Below are 23,046 nucleotides of genomic sequence, written 5' to 3'. Positions count from 1 at the left end.
CCTGAGCCGGACACCGTATCCAGGAGGCCCCTTGCCTGACAGTAACGCCGCCGCCTGGCCATGGGTACGGTCCCGGCTCTCGGCGCTCAGGCCCTCTGCCCGTCCGGGGACCACGCGGCAGGGCCCCGGCGCCGCGGTCCGCACCGCCGTCGTCACAGACTCTGCAGCCGCCCTGCCGGCCAGCTATCTGGCGGGGCTTCCGCACGACGGAATCCTCACCGTAGTGCCGATGCCCGTCATGGTGGGCGCGGAGATCTATGGCGAAGGCGAAGACGACATCCTGGAAACCATCGCCGTGGCCCTCGCTTCGGGAACCGCCGTCAAAACGTCCCGGCCTTCACCCGGGCAGTTCGAGCAGGCGTACCGCGCGGCCCAGCAGCGCGGCTTCGAGGCGGTGGTGTCAGTCCACATCTCCGGTGAACTCTCCGGTACGGCGGACGCCGCAAGGCTCGCTGCGGCACGGGTTGGAATCCCGGTCGAGGTGGTGGACACGGAAACTGTCGGCATGGCCCAGGGAATGGCCGTCCAAGCTGCAGTCGCAGCCGCGGCAGCCGGTGCAGGCTGCGCCGACGTCGCCGCGGCCGCCCACGCCCAGGCAACCCGGACCAGGGTCTACTTCTACGTTCCCAGCCTGGAACAGTTGCGCCGCGGCGGCCGGATCGGCGCCGCAGCGTCGCTGGTGGGCACCATGCTCGCCATCAAACCCATCCTGGCGGTCGACGGCGGCAGGATCGTTCCGCTGGAACGCGTGCGTTCCGCGGCGCGAGCCGTGGCCCGGCTGGAAGAGATCGTTGCGGCAGAAGCGGTGCCCCGCCCGGGAGAAACCGTGCGCCTGGCCGTACACCACTTTGGAAACCAGGCGGAAGCGGACGGCCTGGCTGCCAGGCTGGCAGCGGCTTTGCCCGACTGCCCTCCTGCCCAGATCAGCGCCCTGCCCGCTGTCCTTGCGGCCCACGCCGGGCTCGGAGTGCTTGCCGTCATCGTCGGCAGGGGAACCGGCGGCGCCAGCCTTTCCACATAGGAGCCTCGCTGCCTGTCGACCGGTGGCAGGGCTACCTAGGGTGGAGCTATGTCACGCCGGGATGCTGGAGCAGCAGGTCAGCAGGCGCGGCATGCGAGGGACCGGCTCCAGTCCACGCTGGGCGGGGGACGCCCGGGCCTCCTGCTGGACGGTCCGGGCCCGGGTGGCTTTGAGTACCATGGCCCGGGACAACCGGACGAGGCCGGCATGGGGGCCGCCGCGGATGGCAGGAAAGATGCGGGCCTGCGACTCCGGTGGCGGATGGGACTGCGCGTTGCCGCGCTGCTCACCGCGCTGGCGTTGGCTGCCGGAGCCTGGTTCTGGTGGCAGGCGGGGGCCGGCGCCCCCGAAATCCTGCCACTGGGCGGCACAGGCATTTCCGGTGGCATCCATGCGTCCTCCAAGGACCCGGTTGCCGGTGCAGCAGAGGGCCGCCCGGACTCGCCAGCGGATTCCGGCCAGGCCCAGGGGGAGCCCGTGTCCGGCGGCGGCCAGGTGGTGGTGCATGTGACCGGGGCCGTGGGCAGCCCCGGGGTCATCCGTTTGCGGCAGGGCAGCCGCGTTGACGACGCCATTGTTGCAGCGGGCGGTCCTGCAGCCGATGCTGACGTGGACCGGCTCAATCTCGCACTTGTCCTGGAAGATGGACAGAAGATCCAGGTCCCGAAGGTGGGGGAGCCGCTTCCGTCCGCCCAAGGGACAGGAAGCGCTGGTGGCCCGGACACCGCCGGTCCGGTTGCCGGATCAGGCCAGCCAAGCGGGAAGATCAACCTCAACACCGCAAGTGTGGCGGAACTGGACACCCTTCCCAAGGTCGGCCCCGTGCTCGCGCAGCGGATCGTCGACTGGCGAAAAGACCATGGCCCCTTCAAGAGTGTTGAGGAACTGGACGCGGTGGATGGCGTCGGGCCCAAGATGCTTGAGTCCCTGCTGCCCCTGGTGACGGTCTGAGATGGCGCCGCGTGGTGGTGACACCGGGCCTGGATTGCCTGAGCAGGACCGCCATGCCCGGGGCCCGCAGCAGAACTCATGGAGCAAATTCGTGGAGTCAGCGGTCCGGGGAGAAGCACCCGGGCGGCCAGGGAACGGGCAGGGTCCGGTACCCTCAAGAACCGCGGGACACTCACGAACGGTTCCGCTTGGTTCACGTCAACGCCGGCTCCTCCAGGGCTGCCTGATATGGTGCGCCGGCTTTGTGCGCAAGCACGCGGCGGAAGCGCCGGACGCCCCGGCAGCGGCGGATTCTCCTGTTACTGCGCCCCGGCGCCGCACCGATCTCCGTCTCGCCCTTCCGGCAGCACTGGTGTGGGGAGGCGCCGTGGCCGGGATCTGGTTGCCGCCTCCGTCCCTGGGATTGCTGTGCGCCGTCTTGGCGGCCGCCGCGGCAGCGTTCATTTCCGGCGCCGCCAGAGGCAGCCGCCGGGGAACACGTGAACCCGTCCAAGGGCCGCGGGCCACACCAGGCCGGAAGGCCCGGGCCAGGAGTTTCATGGCTGCTGTCGGGGTCTCCCTGATGCTTGCCGCTGCCGCTGCCGCGCAGTCGGCGGCGGGCTCAGCTCAGCGCTTCGACGGACCCCTGGCAGAGGCGATCGCAGCAGGCAGGTCGGTCGTGGCCATCGTGGAGGTAGCCGGAAGTCCACGGGCGGTGACGGGACCAGGGGGAGCGGCGGAACGATGGTCGGTGCCAGTGGTGACCCAGGAAGTCTCGACCGGCGGGGCGCGAGTTCGCACGCATGCCCCGCTGGTTGTCATGGGCGGACAGGACTGGGGCTCGTTGGTCCCGGGACAAACGGTGCGCGCGGCCGGCACGTTGCGGCCGGCCGAACCGGGACACACGGAAGCGGGAAGCCTCGCGGCCTCCACTGCGCCCGCACGGACAACGGCCGGTCCAGTCCTGCAGGAGGCTGCACGGGAGCTTCGGGACCGGTTCGTATCGGCTGCGTCCTTCCTGGAGCCGGACGCCCGCGGTCTCCTGCCGGGAATGGTCACCGGAGACACCAGCGCCCTGGACCAGGGATTGGGGAACGCCATGAAAGCGGTGGGCATGACACACCTGACCGCGGTGAGCGGGGCAAACTGCAGCCTGGTGCTGGGGGCTTTGCTGGTGTTGTGCCGGCGGTTCCGGTTGCCCCGTGCGCCCGCTGCGGGAGTGGCCCTTGCCGGGCTGGCGCTGTTCGTGGTCCTTGTGGGTCCGGATGCCAGCGTCCTGCGTGCGGCCCTGATGGGAGCCATCGGGGTTGCAAGCCTCGCCGGGGGACGCTCGGGACGTGGGCTGAGCTTCCTCTGCCTGGCCGTTATCGGTCTCCTGCTGTCAGATCCAGCACTTGGCACCAGTTTCGGCTTTCTTCTATCAGTGCTGGCTACGCTGGGCATCATCCTCCTGGGCCGGCCGATTATCGACTGGATTCCCGTGGTGGTGCCGAGGTGGCTGGCCGCTTCGGTAGCCGTCCCGCTGTCCGCCCAGCTGCTGTGCGGGCCCGTCATCGTCCTGTTGCAGCCACAGTTCGCCACATATGCCCTGCCGGCCAACGTGGTGGCCGCGCCCCTGGTTGCGCCTGTGACCCTGCTGGGGACCGCCGCAGTGCCCCTGTTGGCCCTCATTCCTTGCGCCGCCACGGTCCTGATTGCCGTGGCGGGAGCCTTCAGTTCAGCGGTTGCCGCCACGGCGAGGTTCGCGGCGCAGCTGCCCGGGTCCGCTTTGCCATGGCCGGAAGGGGTACTCGGCCTGCTCTCCATGCTGCTGCTGTCAGTCCTCACGTTCGCCGTGGTGTGGGCGACTGCCCGGCCAAGGCACCTCCTCCGTCGGATCCAGGAGGCGCACACGGGGACTGAAGCATTGATCGAACTGCTCGAGATCCGGATGCATCGGGTCCGCGCTGCGGGCAGCTTGGAGCCCGGGCGCGGACATGGCAGGCTGGGATACTGCACCAAAACCTCCGGAAGGGACCTTCGATGGCCGCTGCGCAAAAGCGTGAAACCCGCTCTCCGGCGTCGAACGCTGCCTCCTGGCGGGACGTGACCCCGGCGCAGATCGTGCTGGTCACCGGGCCGGAGGAATACCTTGGCATCCGGGCCATGGACAGGGTCCGGGCGCAAGTCCGGACGGCGGCGCCGGACGTCGAACTCAGCCGCATCAACGCCGCCGGTTATGAGCCGGGGGCCCTGACCATGCAGGTCAGCCCCTCGCTGTTCGGCGAGAGCAAACTCATTGAAGTCGAATCTGTGGAAGCCATGAACGAAGCCTTCCTGGCCGACGCGCTGGCTTACGTGCAGCACCCCGAGCCGGATGCCGTCGTCGTGCTTCGACACGCCGGCGGCGCCCGCGGAAAAAAGCTGCTCGACGCCGTCAAGAAGGGCGGCTGGCCAGTCGTTGACTGCCAGCCCTTGAAGAAGGACGCTGACAAAATCTCTTTCGTCACCTCGGAATTCAAGGCGGCCGGACGCCGGATCAACCAGGACGCCGTCCAGGCCCTGGTGAACGCCGTGGGTGCAGACCTGTCCGAACTCGCTGCCGCCTGCAGCCAGCTGATCGCTGACGCCACCACTACCGTCACGTCCGAGACTGTGGACCGGTACTACGGAGGGCGCATCGAAGCCACGGCCTTCAAGGTGGCGGACGCCGCCATGGCGGGAAACGCGCCGCTGGCGCTGTCCACCCTCCGCCACGCCCTTGCCACGGGCGCGGATCCGGTACCCCTGGTTGCCGCCCTCGCCGCAAAGCTGCGGACGGTGGCGCGGGTGGCCGGCGCATCAGGATCGTCCGCCCAGATTGCGGCGGAACTCGGAATGCAGCCCTGGCTGGTTGAACAGGCCCAGCGGGACGTCCGCCGCTGGACCCCCGAGGGCCTGGTGCGCTCCATCCAGGCCACGGCAGAGGCTGACGCCCAAGTGAAGGGCCTGTCACGGGATCCGGTTTACGCCGTCGAACATGCCGTGACGGTGATCGCCATGTCGGTCCAGGGCAGGTAACGCCGGCAGACGCGACTGCCGGCGAGGCGCCCGGGGCATCCTGCTGCCGGCGTCCAGGGTCGGCTGCGTACCACTGTGCCCGCTGCCTGGCAGGCCGCCGCTTAAACGCGTGTGGCCGGCACCTTCCGGTACCGGCCACACCATCAGTTCGCGGGAACTGGAAACCTTAGAGTGCGTTGACCTTCTTGGAGATCGCCGACTTGCGGTTCGCTGCGTTGTTCTTGTGCAGAACACCCTTGCTGACAGCCTTGTCCAGCTTACGGCTGGCAGAAACGAGCGCAGTAGTAGCAGCTTCCTTGTCAGCGGACTCAACGGCGGTGTTGACGGCGCGGATGGCCGTCTTCAGCTCAGACTTGACTGCGTTGTTGCGCAGGCGGGCCTTCTCGTTGGTCAGGATGCGCTTCTTCTGGGACTTGATATTCGCCACGTGTGAACTCTCTTTGTAATGCGGAAATGGTCTAGAGGGCTTTCCGGCTGGCCTTGACTGAGCGGCGTGGGGATACCTATGGCGGCCAACCATCAGTGACCGTCGACCTGCACGGACACACAGCAATAAAGAATAGCAGGTCAGGGACGGGACTGGCCATTTCCGGTGCCTATGTCCAACCGTGCCGCCGGCGCAGTCCGGAGGCAACTTTCTCAAAACGCGCCTTGTCCAGGACGGCGCCCTCCCGCCGAACGCTGTCCGGCCTGATCTGCAGGACCCGGTCCAGCCGGACCTCGCTGGCCCTGCCCTGCTTGTCCCAGGCGCCGGAGCCCAGGTCCACGTAGAGGTCGGAGGCCGTACCCGGCGCCACCCGGTCCCTGCTGGTCATCATCAGTCCCAGGAGATATGTCCCATGATGTCCCACCAGCAGCACGGGGCGGTCCTTGCCCCTGCTGTGGTCCTCCTCGTAAGGGACCCAGGTCCACACCACCTCACCGGGGTCCGGATCGCCGTCGGGCCGGGGTGCATACCGCACGGCAGACCGGCCGGTGAAGTCACCCGGATAGGCGGACTTGGGAGCACCCTCGACGGGGCCTCGCAACTGCAGCATGCGCAGGCCGCGGCGGACGGCGTTAGCCACGGAGCGGAGGTCGATAGCCATGCTGAAACCCTATCGCCCTGCGCGGCCGGCGGAACGCCCCACTGTGGCGCGGCAGGATGCGGTGCCGCGGCCCGGGACGTGGGACACTGGGAGTTCAAGATGTGCGGCCATACCGCCCGGCACCTTCGGGGTTGCCTGCCGGCTGGCTGCGAACAATGCCAACAGTAAGGACCCTGCGTGTCTCCCATGGCCCGCACCGCACCGGTGCCCGCCGCGACAGATCCGGCCATTATTCGGAACTTTTGCATCATCGCGCATATTGACCACGGCAAGTCCACGCTGGCTGACCGGATGCTGCAGTCCACCGGGGTTGTCCAGGCGCGCGACATGAAGGCCCAGTACCTGGACCGGATGGACATCGAGCGTGAGCGGGGCATCACCATCAAGTCCCAGGCCGTGCGCATGCCATGGGAAGTGGACGGGGTCAGCTACGCACTGAACATGATCGATACGCCCGGCCACGTGGACTTCACCTATGAGGTCTCCAGATCGCTGGCCGCCTGCGAGGGGGCAATCCTCCTGGTGGACGCAGCGCAGGGTATCGAGGCGCAGACACTGGCAAACCTGTACCTGGCCATGGAGAACAACCTCACCATCATCCCGGTGCTGAACAAGATCGACCTTCCGGCAGCGCAGCCGGAGAAATACGCAGCCGAACTCGCCAACCTCATCGGCGGCGATCCGGAGGACGTCCTGCGCGTGTCCGGCAAGACCGGCGTCGGTGTGGAGGCGCTCTTGGACAAGATTGTCCGCGACCTCCCCGCCCCGACGGGCGACCCGGATGCACCGGCCCGTGCCATGATCTTCGATTCCGTCTATGACACCTACCGTGGCGTCGTCACCTACGTCCGCGTCGTGGACGGCATGCTCCACCCCCGTGAGCGCATCCAGATGATGTCCACCAGGGCATCGCACGAGCTGCTGGAAATCGGGGTCAGCTCCCCGGAACCCACGCCGTCAAAGGGCCTCGGCGTCGGTGAAGTGGGTTACCTCATCACCGGCGTTAAGGACGTGCGCCAGTCCAAGGTGGGCGACACCGTCACCAACCTGGCCAAGCCGGCCGCAAAGTCACTGCCCGGCTACGCCGACGCCAAGCCCATGGTGTTCTCCGGCCTGTATCCGCTGGACGGGGCCGACTATCCGGTACTCCGCGACGCCCTTGAGAAACTCATGCTCAACGACGCAGCCCTGGTGTACGAACCGGAAACCTCCGCAGCCCTTGGTTTCGGTTTCCGTGTCGGATTCCTCGGCCTGCTCCACCTTGAGATCACCCGCGAACGCCTGGAACGCGAATACAACCTGGCACTCATCTCCACCGCACCGAACGTTGAGTACGAGGTCACCCTGGAGGACAAGAAGGTGGTCCAGGTGACCAACCCCAGCGAGTACCCCACAGGCAAGGTCGCGGAGGTGCGCGAACCCATGGTGTCCGCCACCATCCTGGCCCCCAACGAGTTCGTCGGCGCCATCATGGAACTCTGCCAGGCCCGCCGCGGCGTGCTGGGCGGGATGGACTACCTGTCCGAGGACCGGGTGGAGATCAGGTACCGCCTCCCGCTGGCCGAGATCGTGTTCGACTTCTTCGACATCCTGAAGTCCAAGACCCGCGGCTACGGGTCTCTGGACTGGAAGGCCGACGGTGACCAGGCAGCCGACCTGGTCAAGGTCGACATCATGCTCCAGGGCGAACAGGTGGACGCGTTCAGTGCCATCACGCACAGGGACAAGGCGTACGCGTACGGCGTGATGATGACCGGCAAGCTGCGCGAACTCATCCCGCGGCAGCAGTTCGAGGTGCCCATCCAGGCGGCCATCGGCTCCAGGATCATCGCCCGTGAAAGCATCCGCGCCATCCGCAAGGACGTCCTGGCCAAGTGCTACGGCGGCGACATCTCCCGTAAGCGCAAGCTGCTGGAAAAGCAAAAAGAAGGCAAGAAGCGCATGAAGATGGTGGGCACGGTGGAAGTTCCGCAGGAAGCGTTCATCGCCGCCCTCACCACTGACGATTCAAAGGACAAGGCCAAGAAGAAGTGACCACCGCGCAGCGGGGGACCCGCTGATGCCCAGCGTTCTTCCCCTTGGCGACCCGGCGCCGTCGGACGGCCTGCTGCCTGCTCAGGCAGCGGACGGTGCGGCGGCCCGGGCTTTCGGCTTGTACGTCCACATCCCGTTCTGTGCCGTGCGCTGCGGGTACTGCGACTTCAACACGTACACGGCCACGGAACTCGGCGGCGGAGCTTCCCAGGATGCCTATGCGGGCACGGCCGTCTCGGAAGTGGGGCTGGCCGCGCGGGTACTGCAGCGTTCAGGCGTCCCGGCACGCAAGCTCAGCACCGTTTTCTTCGGCGGCGGCACGCCTACGCTCCTGCCGGCCGGCGACCTCGCCATGATTCTTCGTGCCGCCATCGACCAGTGGGGAATCGAAGAGGACGCGGAAGTCACCACGGAGGCCAATCCCGACTCAGTCACGCCCGAATCCCTCGCCATCCTCAAGGAAGCCGGTTTCACCCGGGTGTCGTTCGGCATGCAATCCGCTGTCCCGCACGTCTTGAAGGTCCTGGACCGCACCCACACCCCGAGCCGGGTTCCGCAGGTGGTCCGGTGGGCCCGGGAGGCGGGACTTGCCGTCAGCCTGGACCTGATATACGGCACGCCCGGTGAATCCCTTGCCGACTGGCGGTACTCCCTCGAAACAGCCTTGTCCTACGAGCCCGACCACATCAGCGCCTATGCGCTGATCGTCGAGGAGGGCACCAAGCTCGCCGCACAGATGCGGCGCGGCGAGGTCCCGGGAATCGACGACGACGACCACGCCGACAAGTACGAGCTCGCCGACCAGCTGATCACCGAAGCCGGGCTGGGCTGGTACGAGGTCAGCAATTGGGCCCGGACCCCGGACCAGGCCTGCAGGCACAACCTGGCCTACTGGCGGGGCGACGACTGGTGGGGGATAGGGCCTGGCGCACACTCACACGTGGGCGGCGTGCGCTGGTGGAACGTCAAGCACCCTGTGGCCTACGCCAACCGGCTCGCGCAGGGCTATTCGCCGGCTGCGGGCCGCGAAACCCTGGATTCGGACACCAGGCGACTGGAGCGGGTGATGCTGGAGGCGCGGCTGCAGTCAGGGCTCGACGTCTCGACGCTCAGCACCTTGGGCCGCCATGAGGTGGCGGGCCTGATCGCGGACGAACTGGTGGAACCGGCCGCGGCGTTCCACGGACGGCTGGTCCTCACCCTGAAGGGCCGGCTCCTGGCGGACGCCGTGGTCCGCAGGATCCTGCCCGACTAACCGCAGCACGAACCCGGCCGGGCTTGCGGGGGCTTGATTGCGCTGGGAGCCGCTGGGAGCCGCTGGGAGCCGCTGGGAGCCGCTGGGGACTATTTGATCCAGCGCAGGTTGTACGGGTAGCGGTGCGGCTGGCCCCGGTTGACATGGATCCCTGCGGCCACCGAGAAGCAGGTCAGCGCCACCCAGATCAGCGTGGCGATCACGGCGAAGATGTTGCCCACGTAGGGAATGAACACCAGGATGTTGGCCAGGACCGCGGCGATGGTGGGCGGCAGGCTGAAGTTCAGCGCTTCCTTCGACTCCTGCGCGGTGAATGGTCCGCGGTCCCGGAAGATCAGGTAGATCAGCAGGGACGGAATGCACCCCAGGATCCCGCCGAAGTGGGCCAGCGTGGCCCATTGGCGGTCTTCGCTGGCCGTGAGCGGCAGCGCATTGGCGGGGACGCCATGGTACTCGGAACGGCCTTGGCCATCCCTGTGATCACGTGCGTTTTCTGCCACAGTCTGTTTTCCTTCTGGGGTGCAAGTGGTGCTGACGACTAATAAGGACTCGGTGACATGCTGTGAAAAGCAAGGCATCGCAGTATCCAGAATACTGGGTCGCGGGGCGGGAGCGGCTTTCAGGGCACGGTGAGGAAGTCGATCACTTCCTCAACCCGCCCCAGCAGCGACGGTTCCAGGTCGGCGTACGTGCGGACGGCGCCGAGGAGCTTTTGCCACCCCAGCCCGATATCTTCCTTGGTGGAGTGCGGCCAGCCAAAGGCCTTCAGGATGCCGGTCTTCCAGTCCTGGCCGCGGGGAATCGCCGGCCATTGCTGGATGCCCAGCACCGCGGGGCGGATGGCCTGCCACACATCCACGTAGGGGTGGCCGACGATCAGGACATTTCCGGCGGCACCAGGGGAGGCCATCACAGCCTCGGCGATGCGCGATTCCTTTGAATCGGGCACCAGGTGGTCCACGAGGACCCCAAGGCGGCGCCCAGGTCCCGGCCTGAAGTCCGCCACGGCGGCCGTGAGGTCGTCGATGCCGTGCAGGGGTTCGACGACGATGCCTTCCACCCGAAGGTCGTCTCCCCACACCTTCTCCACCAGTTCAGCGTCATGCTTGCCTTCCACCCAGATCCGGCTCGCCTTTGCGACCTGGGCGCGCTGCCCTGCCACCCGAACCGACCCGGACGCGGTCCGCCCTGCGGCGGGACCGGCCCCAGCGCGGGCGGGCGCCGGCGGCATCAGGCGGATCGGCTGTCCTTCCAGGAGGAAGCCGAAGCCCAGCCGGAAGGATCGCGATTTTCCGCGCCGGTCCTCGAGGGCAACCACGTGCATTCCGCCGGACTTCTCCACCCGGGTGACAGCCCCAACCCAGCCGGACTGGACTTCCTCAAGCACCATGCCGCGCTCCACGGGAACCTCCGGCAGTTCGGTCCGGGCAGGGGCGGAAATCCCGCGGGGGCCCCAGTTCTGGTAGTCCATGGATTCGATCCGCCTCGCATTAGGTCCTCACCCCCGGAGTTTCGCCCGGAGCGGTACCAATGCTAACAACGGGCCGAGGCATAATAGACTGTTAGCACTGAGGCATGTCGAGTGCTAACCCCTGGGCGGCACCGGACGGGGCACGCGCCCCGGACCGTGGATGGAGGTGGAGAGTGAGCGAGCCACGCAAACTGGAAGTGCTGCGGGCGATCGTGGAGGACTACGTCCACTCCCGCGAGCCGGTCGGCTCAAAAGCGCTGGTGGAGCGCCATCATCTCGGTGTGTCCAGCGCCACGATCCGCAACGACATGGCGGCGCTGGAGGATGAGGGCCTGATCACCGCGCCGCACACCAGCGCAGGGCGGATACCCACGGACAAGGGCTACCGCCTGTTCGTGGACCAGATCTCGGCGGTCAAGCCCCTGTCGGCCGCAGAGCGGCGGGCCATCCAATCACTCCTGGAAGGAGCGGACGACCTCGACGACGTCCTGGACCGCACGGTCCGCCTCCTGTCCCAGCTGACCAACCAGGTGGCCGTGGTCCAGTACCCGCACTTGAGCAGGGCCCTGGTCCGCCACATCGAATTCGTGCTGCTGGCACCGCGCAAAGTACTGGTGGTGCTGATTGCCAACAGCGGCAAAGTCGAGCAGCGCGTGATCGACGTCGGCCAGGACCTCGGTGACGAGGCGCTGGCTGAGTTGCGGACCCGGTTCCTCGGGGCCTTGGGCGGCACGTCGCTGAGCCACCTCGCGCAGGCCTTGCCCGCCGTCGTCGCCGCCGCGCCGCACCCTCAGCGCCAGGCCGCGCACGCACTCGCGCTTGGGCTGGAGGTTTTGGCCCAGAACAGCCGGGAAGACCGGATGGTCATGGCCGGAACGGCCAACCTGGCCCGGTCCAACGTAGACTTTCCACTCAGCATCGGCCCGGTGCTCGAAGCACTCGAGGAGCAGGTGGTGATGCTGCGGCTGCTGAGCGAAATGGCACAGGACCACCGCGGCGTGGCCGTCAGCATCGGACGGGAGAACCCTTACGACGGCCTCGCGGAGGCATCGGTGGTGGCCACAGGCTACGGACCTGACAGCGCCGCGAAGGTAGGGATCCTTGGCCCCACACGGATGGACTACCCCACCACCATGGCCGCCGTCAGGGCCGTGGCCCGCTACCTTTCCAGGATTTTGGGGCCCTGATCCTCCGTTGCCGGACCACGTCTTGCAACGGGACCGGACACCGGGCCCAACGGCACGCAGTACAACAAGGAAGAGATACGAACTTTGAGCAGCCACTATGACGTCCTTGGAGTCTCCCCCGAAGCTACGGGCGAAGAGATCAAAAAGGCCTACCGCAAACTGGCCCGCACCCTCCACCCGGACGTAAACCCCGGGGCGGACGCGTCGGAACGCTTCAAGGCAGTCACTCACGCCTACGAGGTCCTCTCCGACCCCCAGAAGCGCCGCATCTACGACACCACCGGCAATGAGAACGGAACAGACAACGGCTTCGGCGGTGCGGGCTACGCGGGCCAAGGGTTCGCGTTCCAGGACATCTTCGACACCTTCTTCGGCGCCGGCGGCACGTCCGGTCCGGCGTCCCGGGTGCGCAGGGGCCAGGACGCGCTCATCAGCGTCCGGATCGACCTCCGCGACGCCGTCTTTGGCGTCAACAAGAAGCTCGAAGTGGACACCGCCGTCGTCTGCCCCACCTGCGACGGATCGTGCTGCCGCCCCGGCACACACCCCGAACGCTGCGATATCTGCGGCGGCAGCGGCCAGGTCCAGCGTGCTGTCCGCTCCATTCTTGGCCAGGTCATGACGGCGGCCCCCTGCGGCACCTGCGAAGGCTTCGGCACGGTCATCAAGGATCCCTGCAACGAATGCACCGGCCAGGGCCGCATCCGCAGCCGCCGCTCACTGACCATCAAGGTCCCTGCCGGTGTTGCCACCGGAACCCGCATCCAGCTCTCGGGGCAAGGCGAAGCCGGCCCCGCCGGTGGCCCCGCAGGCGACCTCTACGTGGAGATCCGGGTCAACAACGACGCCACCTATGTCCGCGAAGGCGATGACCTGCACGCCACCTTGCACATCCCCATGACAGCGGCTGCCCTCGGCACCGACGTCAGCCTGGAAACCTTCGACGGCAGCCAGGAGATCGACGTCAAGCCCGGCACCCAGTCCGGCGAGGTCATTACCCTCCGCGGTCTGGGCGTCACCCACCTGAGGGGCTACGGGCGCGGAGACCTGAAGGTCCACCTCCAAGTGGACACTCCCGCCAAACTCGACGCCGCGCAAGAGGACCTGCTGCGCCAGCTGGCCAAGCTCCGTGGGGAACAGATCACCGAGGGTAAGCTCGCTGCCAGCGGCGGGATGTTCGCCAAGCTCCGGGACCGGCTCGGTAACCTGTAGCGGTGAGCAACCCCGTATTCTTTGCCAGCCCCGGCTCGCTGGACGGCCTGGCGCCCGGCCAGGTCTTTGTCCTGGAAGGCCCTGAAGCCCGGCACGCAGTCACCGTGAAGCGCTTGTCGCCGGGGGAGGCCGTGGACATCGTGGACGGCGCCGGCGCGCGCATGACCGGCAAGGTGGCATCAGCATCGTCCTCCGCGCTGGAAGTGGAGTGCGGGACCGTGGTGGCCGAAGACAGGCCCGAGGTCCGGCTGGTGCTGGCGCAAGCGCTGGCCAAGGGCGACAGGGACGAACTGGCCATTGAGACCGCAACGGAACTGGGCATCGATGCCGTCATACCCTGGCAGTCGGAACGGTCCATCGTCCGCTGGAAGGGGGACCGGGCCGCCAAGGCCCATGCCAAGTGGCAGTCGGCGGTTGCCGCTGCCGCCAAGCAGGCCCGCCGCGCCTGGATTCCCGAGGTCCGGGACGCCGTTGAAACGTCCGGGCTCTGCAACGCCGTGGCCGCCGCGGACCTGGCCGTGATCTTGCACGAAGACGCTGTCAGGCCCCTGCGCACCGTCCTGGAAGGATGGCAGGGGAGCGCGGGCACCGGGCCCCGCGAGATCCTGCTGATTGTTGGCCCCGAAGGCGGCATCAGTCCCCGCGAGGTGACGAAGCTCTGTGACAACGGCGCGGTGACGGCCCTGCTGGGGCACCACGTCCTGCGGTCCTCCACTGCCGGCCCGGCCGCCGTCGTGCTGGCCAGCGATATCCTGGGACGCTGGGCTACCGCACCCTAAAGGACCGGGTGTCCTCGTTCCGGTCCGGTTCTCCACCGGATCCGGCCTGCGCCACGTGGAGTTCATAGTCACCGGCCGGCAGGTTAAGGGCCAGTGTGAAGACCCCCGCCTGGCCCTGCTCCGCGGCCGCCGTCGTTTCGCCGCTCAGGAAAGGCGTCTTGCCGCCACCGTTGTCCGCAACCTGCAGGATTTGCCAGTGGAGCTTGGCTCCCGGCGACGTGCTGCGGCCCGTGATCTTCACGGTTCCTGCCGGGACTTCGGTATTTTCCTGCGGATCAGTGATCCAGACCGGCGCCACCAGGCCGGCAGCACGGGTCATCAGGGCGCCCAGCTGGACCTTCCCGAAAGCGACGTAGTCGGTGTGCCCGTCCACGAGGATCCGGACCCGGACCTGCTGGCTGGTGTCGATCAGCCCCGAACTGGCGGCCGCCGCGGTGGCCGTATAAATCAGTTGCTGGATGGCGCGGGCAGCCATGTCGGCGTCGAGGTTGCTGTTGAACGCGTCAGCCGAAACGTCCACCGTAATGACGTCTTTGCCTGAAATCGAGGTGGCCAACTTATCCGGATTCTGCCATGGCGTGAAGAAATCGGGGTCGAGCGGCTTCTCCGACATCATGGCCCGCAACGCACGCGTTACCGGGTTGTCCTGCTCCGGGACATCGCGGAATTCGCGGTACAGGAAAATGTTGCCGCCGCTGCGGCCGATCCAGTACACGGGCGCCTTGTTGGAGGATTGGGTGGTCTCCAGCGGAGCGCTGGTGGACGGTGCGTCCGGCATGGTCCCGCCGGACGCCGGGACCGAGGCGAGGGTGCCGGTGGGCGATGGGCCGCCCTCAGCGGTGCAGCCTGCCAGTATGGGAACGAGCACCAGGACGCCTGCCAGGACCGCCGGGCGCAAGGGGCCCATCGTTCGGCCTGCCCTTTTGGGCACAGAGGTATCCGGCACTGTCCTGCCCTTGTCCTTTCGTGGCGTGGCGGGCCGATCCCCTGACGGCCTGGAGTCCCAGCAGTTGCTGGATTTCCAGCATTGCACAGCGGTGCAGCCCAGCAGCGGTTCTGTGGCCCTCACGCCCCAACTGCAACGGGAACGATATGAGGCCGATATGAAGTTGATACCAAACGGCCGCGCCTGTGTGATGGGCAGCAGCCCGCCGTGCCCGCAGACGCCTGCTGCTGGCGTAAGATGATGGGATCGCTGGGCAAGGAGCACCGTGCAACGGGCGCCCCTTTCCGGCACGGAAAATTGGATTGAAGAACTTCGAGGGGACCACAGGCCTGCGGGCCAGCACCATGACTGAATCAGCGAATGGTAAGCGCCGGCTCAACACAGGCGACGGCAGCCCGGGGGAGTTTCCCCACTCACTGCCGGGCACCAGGACCGAAGTTGTCCTGTTTGAGAATTCGGACCAGATGGTTCAATCACTTGGCAGCCACGATGAGGCGTTGCGGTTCATCGAAGTCCAGTTCCCGGACGTCAACTTCCACGTGCGCGGCAACGAGCTCTCCATCAGCGGTCCGGCCAGCGACGTCCCCCGGATCATGCGGCTCCTCCAGGAGGTCCGTGGCCTCGTGGCCCGCGGCACGGTGATCACCCCTGCTGTGCTGCAGCAGCTCGTGGCGCTCCTGCGCACCCAGTCACTGCAGAACCCGGTGGACGTCCTCACCCATGACATCCTCTCCAGCCGCGGCAGGACCATCCGGCCCAAAACGCTGAACCAGAAGAACTACGTCGACGCGATCGACGCCAATACGGTGATTTTCGGGATCGGGCCCGCAGGCACCGGCAAGACCTACCTGGCCATGGCCAAAGCCGTCCAGGCCCTGCAGCAAAAAGAGGTCAGCCGCATCATCCTCACCCGCCCTGCGGTGGAGGCAGGGGAACGCCTTGGCTTCTTGCCCGGAACGCTGAGCGACAAGATCGATCCATACCTTCGGCCGCTTTACGATGCGTTGCACGACATGATGGATCCCGAGTCCATCCCTCGGCTGATGGCCGCCGGGACCATCGAGGTGGCACCACTGGCTTACATGCGCGGCCGGACACTCAACGACGCCTTCATCATCCTCGACGAGGCGCAAAACACCACGCCGGAACAGATGAAGATGTTCCTCACCCGTCTCGGGTTCGGCTCCAAGATGGTGGTCACCGGAGACGTCACCCAGGTGGACCTGCCGTTTGGAACGCGTTCGGGGCTGCGGATCGTGGAGGAAATCCTGCAGGGCATCGAGGACGTGAACTTCTCCGTCCTTGACGCCGCGGACGTGGTCCGTCACCGCTTGGTCGGCGACATCGTCAACGCCTACAGCGTCTGGGACGAAGCCCAGCGGAACCGCGTCAAGCACTCAGTCAACAGGGAAAAGCGGGGGGAACACGCGTGAGCATCGAGGTGAACAACGAGTCCGGCGTCCACGTCGAAGAAGCCGAACTCGTTGCATTATCGCGGTACATCTTTGAACAGCTCTACATCCATCCCCAGGCCGAGCTGTCCATCCTCCTGGTGGACGAACCGGCCATGGAAAAGCTGCACATTGAACTGATGGACGAACCCGGCGCCACGGATGTGCTCTCGGTCCCCATGGACGAACTCACGCCCGGAACCCCGGGTCGGCCGACGCCCCAGGGCATGCTGGGCGATATCGCAATTTGCCCGCAGGTGGCGAAGGTCCAGGCCAAGAACGCCGGCCACTCGCTGCAGGACGAAATGCTGCTCCTGACCACCCACGGAATCCTCCACCTGCTGGGCTACGACCATGCGGAACCGGAGGAAAAAGCGGAGATGTTCGGCCTGCAGCGCGAACTCCTGACCGGATTCACCGGCAAAGAAGCACCCGCCGAGACGACCCAGTGACGCAACTGCTCCTCGTCGCGGTGGCACTGGTCTTCCTTGCCGTCGCGGCCCTGCTGACAGCGGCCGAAGCCGCCTTCAGTTTCCTTCCCCGGCACGACGCGGAAGCGGCACTGCACAAAAGCCGCGGCACGGCCATGCGCCGCATCCTCGCGGAGCCGGTGGCACACACCCGGGCCCTCCGGTTCTGGCGTGTCTGGTTCGAGATGGCCTCGGCCGTGGCAGTGGCCGTCCTGGTGGCCAGCCTCCTGGACAACGTCTGGCTGGCAGGCCTCGTAGCCACCGGCATCATGGCCGTTCTCGGGTTCGTGATCGTAGGTGTCTCACCCCGACAGCTCGGGAGACTGCACTCCACGACCGTGGTGCGGTTCACCGCCCCGATGGTCCGTTTCCTCACCAGTGTGCTGGGCCCCATTCCCGGCTGGCTCGTGGCCCTCGGCAGTTCCGCCGCCCCGGGAGCCCCGGGCGGGGATGACGCATTCTTCAGTGAGCAGGAATTCCGTGAGCTCTTGGACCGAGCCAGTGAATCGGACATGATCGAGGACACCGAGGCGGAGATGATCCAGTCGGTCTTCGACTTCGGCGACACCCTGGTCAGGGCCGTGATGGTGCCGCGGACCGACATTGTCAGCATCGACGCCGGTTCCAGCCTTCACCAGGCGATGTCACTGTTCCTCCGCTCCGGATATTCACGGATCCCGGTGATCAGCGAAAACACCGACCACATCCTGGGCATCATCTACCTCAAGGACGTCGCAGCGGTCATCCACCAGCTGGAAACCGGTGAGGAGCCACCCGTCGTTGAGGCGTTGGCCCGGGAAGTGCGCTACGTGCCAGAGTCCAAACCCGTCAGTGACCTCCTGCGCGAATTGCAGAAGGAATCCACCCACGTGGCAATCGTGATCGACGAGTACGGCGGTACCGCAGGCCTGGTCACGCTGGAAGACCTGATCGAGGAAATCGTCGGCGAGATCGTGGACGAATACGACACCGAAAGTGCCGAGGCTGTGGCGCTGGGTGACGGCTCCTACCGGGTCAGCGCCAGGATGGGCATCGACGATCTTGGCGAACTTTTCGACCTGGAGCTCGACGACGACGAGGTGGACACCGTCGGTGGCTTGCTGGCCAAGGCACTTGGCCGGGTCCCGATCGTGGGCAGCAGCGTGGAAGTACAGGGAGTGTCCCTTCGCGCTGAGCGGCTGGAAGGCCGGCGCAACAGGGTCAGCCACATCATTGCGGCGCCCGTACCAAGAGTAGAGACTGACTTTGAAGGCCTCCTGGAAGAGGCCGAAACAACCCAGCAGGGAGTTCCACGTGAGCAAGAAAAATAAGGACGCGGCGCCGGACGATTTCGGCGGCTTCCGCGCAGGGTTTTCGATCCTCGTCGGCAGGCCGAACGCCGGCAAGTCCACCCTGACCAACGCGCTGGTGGGCAAGAAGGTGGCCATCACCTCGGCCAAACCGCAGACCACACGGCACACCATCAGGGGCATCGTCCACCGTGAAGACGCCCAGCTGATCCTTGTGGACACCCCTGGACTGCACCGGCCACGCACCCTGCTGGGCAAGCGCCTCAACGACCTCGTCGCCGACACCCTGTCCGAAGTTGACGCCATCGGATTCTGCCTGCCGGCCAACGAGAAGATCGGCCCCGGTGACAAGTTCATCGCCACACAGCTTGCCGCCGTCGGGCGCAAGCCCGTCATCGCCATCGTCACCAAAGCTGACCTGGTGGACAAGCAGGCTCTGACTGAGCAGCTCCTCGCCGTTGCGGCCCTGGGCCGCGAGGTGATGGGGGAGGACGGCTGGAAAGACATCGTGCCCGTCTCAGCCGCTGACGGTTTCCAGGTGGAAACCGTGGCCGACGTGCTGATCAGCCACATGCCGCCGTCGCCTCCGCTGTACCCGGACGGTGAGCTCACGGACGAGCCCGAGGCCGTCATGGTGGCCGAACTGATCCGCGAGGCGGCGCTGGAAGGCGTCCGGGATGAGCTTCCCCACTCCCTGGCTGTCGTCGTCGAGGAGATCGTCCCCCGGGAGGACCGTCCCGATGACAACCCGCTGCTGGACGTCCGGGTCAACCTTTACGTGGAACGGCCCTCGCAGAAGGCCATCATTATCGGCAAGGGCGGCAGCCGATTGCGTGAAGTGGGCACCAACGCCCGAAAGGGTATCGAAGCGCTCCTGGGAACCCGCATCTACCTCGACCTCCATGTCAAGGTAGCCAAGGACTGGCAGCGCGACCCGAAGCAACTGGTCAAACTGGGTTTCTGAGCAGCCCACAGGGCGCCCAATGGAGCCGTCCTGCCGCATCTCCAGACTGGACCACTAAAATGGACCGGACTTTGTACTAAGAGGAAGGTTCACCCCGTGGGTCGAGGCCGCGACGAACGCGACAACGAGGCTGACCTCTCAGCCGGACCGGGACCGGTATCCCGGCACGCGGACGGCGGTGCCGCAGGGGCGGCGCGCCACCTGGGGCCGCTGCGCACCGTGCCCCTGTGGCTGAAGATCCTCACCGGCGTGGTGGCCGCAGTCCTGGTGGGCGGGATCGCTTTTGCGGGCTTCTGGTTCTTCCGGCTGCAGGGCAACATTTCCAAGGCCCCATTGAACGCCGGCGGTGGCAGTACCGAATCGCCTGCCAATGATGCCACGGGCCGGATGCAGATCCTGATTCTCGGCTCGGACACCCGGGACGGGAAGAACTCCCAGTACGGGTCCGCTGACGATTCCACCGGCTATGGCAAGTCGGACGTGATGATGCTGATGGACATCTCCGAGGACAACAAGCGCGTCAACGTCATCAGCTTCCCGCGTGACCTCCTGGTCGACATCCCGCAGTGCACCGACCAGAAGACCAAAAAGGTCTACCCTGCCCGCAGTGGCGTGATGATCAATGAGGCCATGGGTGAGGCCGGCATCGGATGTGCCGTGGATACCGTCAACAAACTCACCGGCATGCAGGTGGACCACTTCATGATGGCCGACTTCAACGCCGTCAAGGAACTCTCCAACGCCGTCGGTGGCGTGGAGGTATGCATCAGCGACGCCGTCTTCGACCCCGACTCGGGGCTTCGCCTCCCCGCCGGGACATCGTCCGTCCAGGGCGAGATGGCCCTTTCCTACCTCCGGACCCGGCACGCGTTCGCCGACGGCGGCGATCTGGGCCGGATCAAGGCCCAGCAGGGGTTCCTGTCGTCGCTGACCCGCAAGATCAAGGACGAGGGGACGCTGTCCGACCCCGCCAGGATGCTCAAGATCGCTGACGTCGTCACCCAGAACCTGACAGTGGACGATGGCCTGGCCTCCGTTCCGGCCCTCCTCACCATCGGCAACCGGTTGAAGAACATCGACATCGGCAAGGTTGCGTTCGTGGCCGTGCCCACCACGCCGGCACCCACCGACCCCAACCGCCTGGTGATCGCCGAACCTGCGGGCGCCCAGCTTTTCTCCGCGCTCCGGAAGAACGTCGACCTGACCGACCCGACGGCACCCACCACCACAGCACCGGCCCCTGGCGAGTCTGCCACGCCAACGCCCTCGCCGACGGAGACAGCGGCGCCGGTACCCCCGTACAACAAGGCGATCCAGCCCGTCACCGTTGCCAATGGCAGTGGCGTCCCCGGCAGGGCGCAGGAACTTGTGCAGGCCCTGGTCAGCGGCGGCTTCGCCGCAACGTCGCAGTTCCAGGCACAGCCGGTGGCCAAGACGGCCGTTTACTACGGCCCCAACTTCGCCGACGTGGCCACCGACGTCGCCGCCCTGCTGGGCATTCCAGCCGAACAGGTAATTCCGCTGCCGGCCATCCAGGGCGTCCAGGTGTACGTGGGCAGTGACTTCACCACCGGCACTGCCTTCGGTTCCGGCGCGCCCGCGCTGCCGTCTGACATCGTCAACCAGACCGCAGGGGACAAGGTCTGCCAGCAGGCCAACCCTGCACTGATCGTCCGGCAGTAGCAGGCAGCGCTTTGCCCGGAGCAGGCGAAGGCGCCCGCAGACGAACAGCAGGCCCCGCCGGTACCGACGGGGCCTGCTGTTCGCCCGGAATCCCGCGCGGCCGCTACCAGATGCTGACGCGGTCAGCGGCGGGCATCCACATGCCATCAGCCTCCGTCACGTCGAACGCCTCATGGAATGCGTCAAGGTTCTTGGCGATCGCGTTGGTGCGGAATTCGTTCGGGGAATGCGGGTCCGTGGCCAGGCGACGGACGGCTTCCTCCTGGCGGATGACCTGGCGCCAGCCCGCGGCCCAGGAGGCGAAGAAGCGCTGTTGCCCGGTGAAGCCGTCCAGGACCTCGGGTTCCTTACCGTCCAGGCTGATCAGGTAAGCCTTGTAGGCGATGGTGAGCCCCGCCAGGTCGCCGATGTTCTCGCCCAGCGTGAGCCTGCCGTTGACGTGGTGGCCAGGTGCCGCGGTGGGGGACAGGGCGTCATACTGCGCCACGAGCCGGGCCGTCAGGGCCTCGAATGCTTGGCGGTCCTCGTCCGTCCACCAGTTGCGGAGCGCCCCGCCGCCGTCGAACTGGGAACCCTGGTCATCGAAACCGTGGCCAATCTCGTGCCCGATCACCGCACCAATGCCGCCATAGTTGACGGCGTCGTCGGCGTCGGCCGTGAAGAAGGGCGGCTGCAGGATGGCTGCCGGGAACACAATTTCGTTCATCATCGGGTGGTAGTAGGCGTTGACCGTCTGCGGCGTCATCAGCCACTTGTTGCGGTCCACGGGTTTGCCCACTTCATCCAGGTGCCGGTCCACATCGGCGTTGTGGGCGCGCTCCACGTTGCCCAGCAGGTCATCGGGCTTGATTTCGACGGCTGAGTAGTCGATCCACTCGTCCGGGAAGCCGATCTTGGCACGGAAGGCCGAAAGCTTGCGGAGGGCCTCCGCCTTGGTGTCCTCACCCATCCAGGCGACATCGTTGATGCTCCGGCGGTAGGCCTCGGTCAGGTTTGCCACCAGGGTCTGCATCCGGGCCTTGTGGGTTTCGGGGAAATGCCGTGCCACATAAATCTGGCCCACGGCCTCGCCCAGACCGGATTCGACCACCGCGACCCCCCGCTTCCAACGGTCCTTGTTCCGCGGGGTGCCGCTGAGCGTGGTGCCGTAGAACGCGAAGTTGGCGTCCACGAAAGGCGAGGACAAGTAGGGTGCGGCGGCGCTGACGACGCGCATCGCCAGCCATTCCTGCCACGTGGAAAGCGGCACTTCGTCCAGGAGCGCGGTGGCCCCCGAAAAGAAGTCAGGCGTGCTCACCACGATTTCGGCCCGTTTGGCCGGCTCAATCCCGGCTGCCTCAAACCAGGTACCCAAAAGCGGGAAGAGCGCAGTGGCTTCATCTGCCGTTTTCAGGTTGTAGGTCTTCTGCGGATCCCGCAGGGTGACGTTGTCCCAGTGGTGGGCGGCGAGTTTCGTTTCCAGCTGGACCACCCGGTCCGCCGCACCATTCGGATCAGCCACGCCGGCCAGTTCGAACATCTTCCCAAGATGTCCGGTGTATGCCGAGACAATGGGAGCGAACTTCTCTTCGCGGTAGTAGGACTCGTCGGGCAGGCCCAGGCCGCCCTGGCCGGTGTAGAGCAGGACCCGGTCCGGATTACCCGCGTCCGGTGCCGGGTAGATGTAGAAGAGGCCGCCGACGTCGGCGCGGAAGAGCCGGCCTGCCAGCGCCATGAGCTCTTCGACTGACGCGGTGGCGAAGACTTCGGCCAGCCGGGCCCGGATGGGTTCCAGGCCTTTGCCCTCAACAGTTGCCTCGTCCATGAAGCTGTTGTAGAGGTCGCCGATCTTCCGTTCGATCCCCGTGGCATCCGCGCCCTTGGCCGCCGCTTCCTCGATAATGTCCCGGACGGCGATCTCGGACCCGTCACGGAGGGCAGTGAACGTACCTTCCAGGGGCCGGTCGTCGGGAATCTCGGTGGCTTTCAACCAGGCGCCGTTCACATGTTGGTACAGGTCATCCTGCGGCCGGACTGTGTGATCAATGGTGGACAGATCGATCCCCGAAATGGGCACTGAAACTCCTTTTTGCTGCGACGCCGCTGCCGGGCGAACACGGAGGCGTCTGCATGCTGGACTTTACGGACGGTAGTGCCCTTTCATCTTACGCACCCGTGTTACGCTCAAAGTGTGCGTGCAGAGCTCCTTCTCCTTAGCTGCCGCGGCGAGGCCACAGACGCTATCTAG

20 protein-coding genes are annotated in these 23,046 nt (G+C 66.4%); 14 read left to right on the top strand and 6 right to left on the bottom strand.

Annotated features, from left to right (window positions below; translation table 11 throughout):
* Nucleotides 1-31: 31 nt before the first annotated feature.
* The 4 genes from C563_RS0107385 (at nucleotide 32) to holA (ending at nucleotide 4,990) form a co-directional block, all read left to right on the top strand.
* Entirely contained in the window at nucleotides 32-1,021 is a 990-nt protein-coding gene (locus C563_RS0107385; RefSeq protein ID WP_018761404.1) for a DegV family protein, read from the top strand.
* Between the two features lie 48 nt (nucleotides 1,022-1,069).
* Nucleotides 1,070-1,972, top strand: coding sequence for a helix-hairpin-helix domain-containing protein (locus C563_RS20960; protein ID WP_026264479.1), 903 nt, complete (start codon nucleotides 1,070-1,072; stop codon nucleotides 1,970-1,972).
* A gap of 538 nt (nucleotides 1,973-2,510) precedes the next feature.
* Nucleotides 2,511-4,040 carry a ComEC/Rec2 family competence protein gene (locus C563_RS0107375; protein ID WP_018761402.1) on the top strand — a complete coding sequence of 510 codons (1,530 nt, stop codon included), beginning with the start codon at nucleotides 2,511-2,513 and terminating at the stop codon, nucleotides 4,038-4,040.
* A complete protein-coding gene (gene holA, locus C563_RS0107370) occupies nucleotides 3,974-4,990 on the top strand; it encodes a DNA polymerase III subunit delta (protein ID WP_018761401.1) in 1,017 nt (338 codons plus the stop codon). Before C563_RS0107375 ends, holA begins: the two co-directional genes overlap by 67 nt.
* A 166-nt stretch (nucleotides 4,991-5,156) precedes the next feature.
* On the opposite strand, the gene rpsT is transcribed toward holA, so the two are convergent.
* Nucleotides 5,157-5,417, bottom strand: a complete 261-nt coding sequence (gene rpsT, locus C563_RS0107365) for a 30S ribosomal protein S20 (RefSeq protein WP_018761400.1) — start codon at nucleotides 5,415-5,417, stop codon at nucleotides 5,157-5,159.
* A gap of 169 nt (nucleotides 5,418-5,586) precedes the next feature.
* On the bottom strand, nucleotides 5,587-6,078 hold the full coding sequence (locus C563_RS0107360) for a type II toxin-antitoxin system PemK/MazF family toxin (protein WP_018761399.1): 492 nt from the start codon (nucleotides 6,076-6,078) through the stop codon (nucleotides 5,587-5,589).
* 177 nt (nucleotides 6,079-6,255) lie between these two features.
* On the opposite strand from C563_RS0107360, the gene lepA reads away from it, so the two are divergent.
* Nucleotides 6,256-8,112: a translation elongation factor 4 gene (gene lepA, locus C563_RS0107355; RefSeq protein WP_026264477.1), complete on the top strand. Its 1,857-nt coding sequence runs from the start codon at nucleotides 6,256-6,258 to the stop codon at nucleotides 8,110-8,112.
* Nucleotides 8,113-8,137: 25 nt separating this feature from the next.
* Nucleotides 8,138-9,367: a radical SAM family heme chaperone HemW gene (gene hemW / locus C563_RS0107350; protein WP_018761397.1), complete on the top strand. Its 1,230-nt coding sequence runs from the start codon at nucleotides 8,138-8,140 to the stop codon at nucleotides 9,365-9,367.
* Nucleotides 9,368-9,456: 89 nt separating this feature from the next.
* On the opposite strand, the gene C563_RS0107345 is transcribed toward hemW, so the two are convergent.
* Nucleotides 9,457-9,867: a DUF4870 domain-containing protein gene (locus C563_RS0107345; protein WP_018761396.1), complete on the bottom strand. Its 411-nt coding sequence runs from the start codon at nucleotides 9,865-9,867 to the stop codon at nucleotides 9,457-9,459.
* A 119-nt stretch (nucleotides 9,868-9,986) separates the two neighbouring features.
* Entirely contained in the window at nucleotides 9,987-10,838 is an 852-nt protein-coding gene (locus tag C563_RS0107340) for a DUF3097 domain-containing protein (protein WP_018761395.1), read from the bottom strand.
* A gap of 173 nt (nucleotides 10,839-11,011) precedes the next feature.
* On the opposite strand from C563_RS0107340, the gene hrcA reads away from it, so the two are divergent.
* The 3 genes from hrcA (at nucleotide 11,012) to C563_RS0107325 (ending at nucleotide 14,016) form a co-directional block, all read left to right on the top strand.
* The gene (hrcA, locus tag C563_RS0107335; RefSeq protein WP_018761394.1) at nucleotides 11,012-12,025 is read left to right on the top strand and encodes a heat-inducible transcriptional repressor HrcA; all 1,014 of its coding nucleotides are present in this window, start codon (nucleotides 11,012-11,014) and stop codon (nucleotides 12,023-12,025) included.
* A gap of 84 nt (nucleotides 12,026-12,109) precedes the next feature.
* Nucleotides 12,110-13,237: a molecular chaperone DnaJ gene (dnaJ, locus tag C563_RS0107330; RefSeq protein WP_018761393.1), complete on the top strand. Its 1,128-nt coding sequence runs from the start codon at nucleotides 12,110-12,112 to the stop codon at nucleotides 13,235-13,237.
* Nucleotides 13,238-13,239: 2 nt separating this feature from the next.
* Complete coding sequence (locus C563_RS0107325; protein WP_018761392.1) at nucleotides 13,240-14,016, top strand: 16S rRNA (uracil(1498)-N(3))-methyltransferase; 777 nt, start codon at nucleotides 13,240-13,242, stop codon at nucleotides 14,014-14,016.
* Here C563_RS0107325 and C563_RS0107320 read toward each other — a convergent pair.
* On the bottom strand, nucleotides 14,003-14,923 hold the full coding sequence (locus C563_RS0107320) for a GerMN domain-containing protein (RefSeq protein WP_018761391.1): 921 nt from the start codon (nucleotides 14,921-14,923) through the stop codon (nucleotides 14,003-14,005). The two genes, C563_RS0107325 and C563_RS0107320, sit on opposite strands and share 14 nt — an antisense overlap.
* Nucleotides 14,924-15,306: 383 nt before the next feature.
* Here C563_RS0107320 and C563_RS0107315 point away from each other — a divergent pair, with 383 nt between their 5' ends.
* The 5 genes from C563_RS0107315 (at nucleotide 15,307) to C563_RS0107295 (ending at nucleotide 20,819) form a co-directional block, all read left to right on the top strand.
* Entirely contained in the window at nucleotides 15,307-16,395 is a 1,089-nt protein-coding gene (locus C563_RS0107315; protein WP_026264475.1) for a PhoH family protein, read from the top strand.
* Nucleotides 16,392-16,865: an rRNA maturation RNase YbeY gene (gene ybeY / locus C563_RS0107310; protein WP_018761389.1), complete on the top strand. Its 474-nt coding sequence runs from the start codon at nucleotides 16,392-16,394 to the stop codon at nucleotides 16,863-16,865. Before C563_RS0107315 ends, ybeY begins: the two co-directional genes overlap by 4 nt.
* Nucleotides 16,862-18,193: a hemolysin family protein gene (locus C563_RS0107305; protein ID WP_018761388.1), complete on the top strand. Its 1,332-nt coding sequence runs from the start codon at nucleotides 16,862-16,864 to the stop codon at nucleotides 18,191-18,193. The genes ybeY and C563_RS0107305 overlap by 4 nt, the downstream gene beginning before the upstream one ends.
* Nucleotides 18,177-19,136 carry a GTPase Era gene (gene era / locus C563_RS0107300; RefSeq protein ID WP_018761387.1) on the top strand — a complete coding sequence of 320 codons (960 nt, stop codon included), beginning with the start codon at nucleotides 18,177-18,179 and terminating at the stop codon, nucleotides 19,134-19,136. The genes C563_RS0107305 and era overlap by 17 nt, the downstream gene beginning before the upstream one ends.
* 96 nt (nucleotides 19,137-19,232) lie before the next feature.
* Complete coding sequence (locus tag C563_RS0107295) at nucleotides 19,233-20,819, top strand: LCP family protein (protein ID WP_018761386.1); 1,587 nt, start codon at nucleotides 19,233-19,235, stop codon at nucleotides 20,817-20,819.
* 103 nt (nucleotides 20,820-20,922) lie between these two features.
* On the opposite strand, the gene C563_RS0107290 is transcribed toward C563_RS0107295, so the two are convergent.
* Nucleotides 20,923-22,875 carry a M13 family metallopeptidase gene (locus tag C563_RS0107290; RefSeq protein WP_018761385.1) on the bottom strand — a complete coding sequence of 651 codons (1,953 nt, stop codon included), beginning with the start codon at nucleotides 22,873-22,875 and terminating at the stop codon, nucleotides 20,923-20,925.
* Between the last annotated feature and the right edge of the window lie 171 nt (nucleotides 22,876-23,046).

The organism is Arthrobacter sp. 135MFCol5.1 (genome assembly GCF_000374865.1).
In the GTDB taxonomy this organism is placed as follows: Bacteria; Actinomycetota; Actinomycetes; order Actinomycetales; family Micrococcaceae; genus Arthrobacter.
This window is presented reverse-complemented; position numbering and strand designations above follow the sequence as displayed.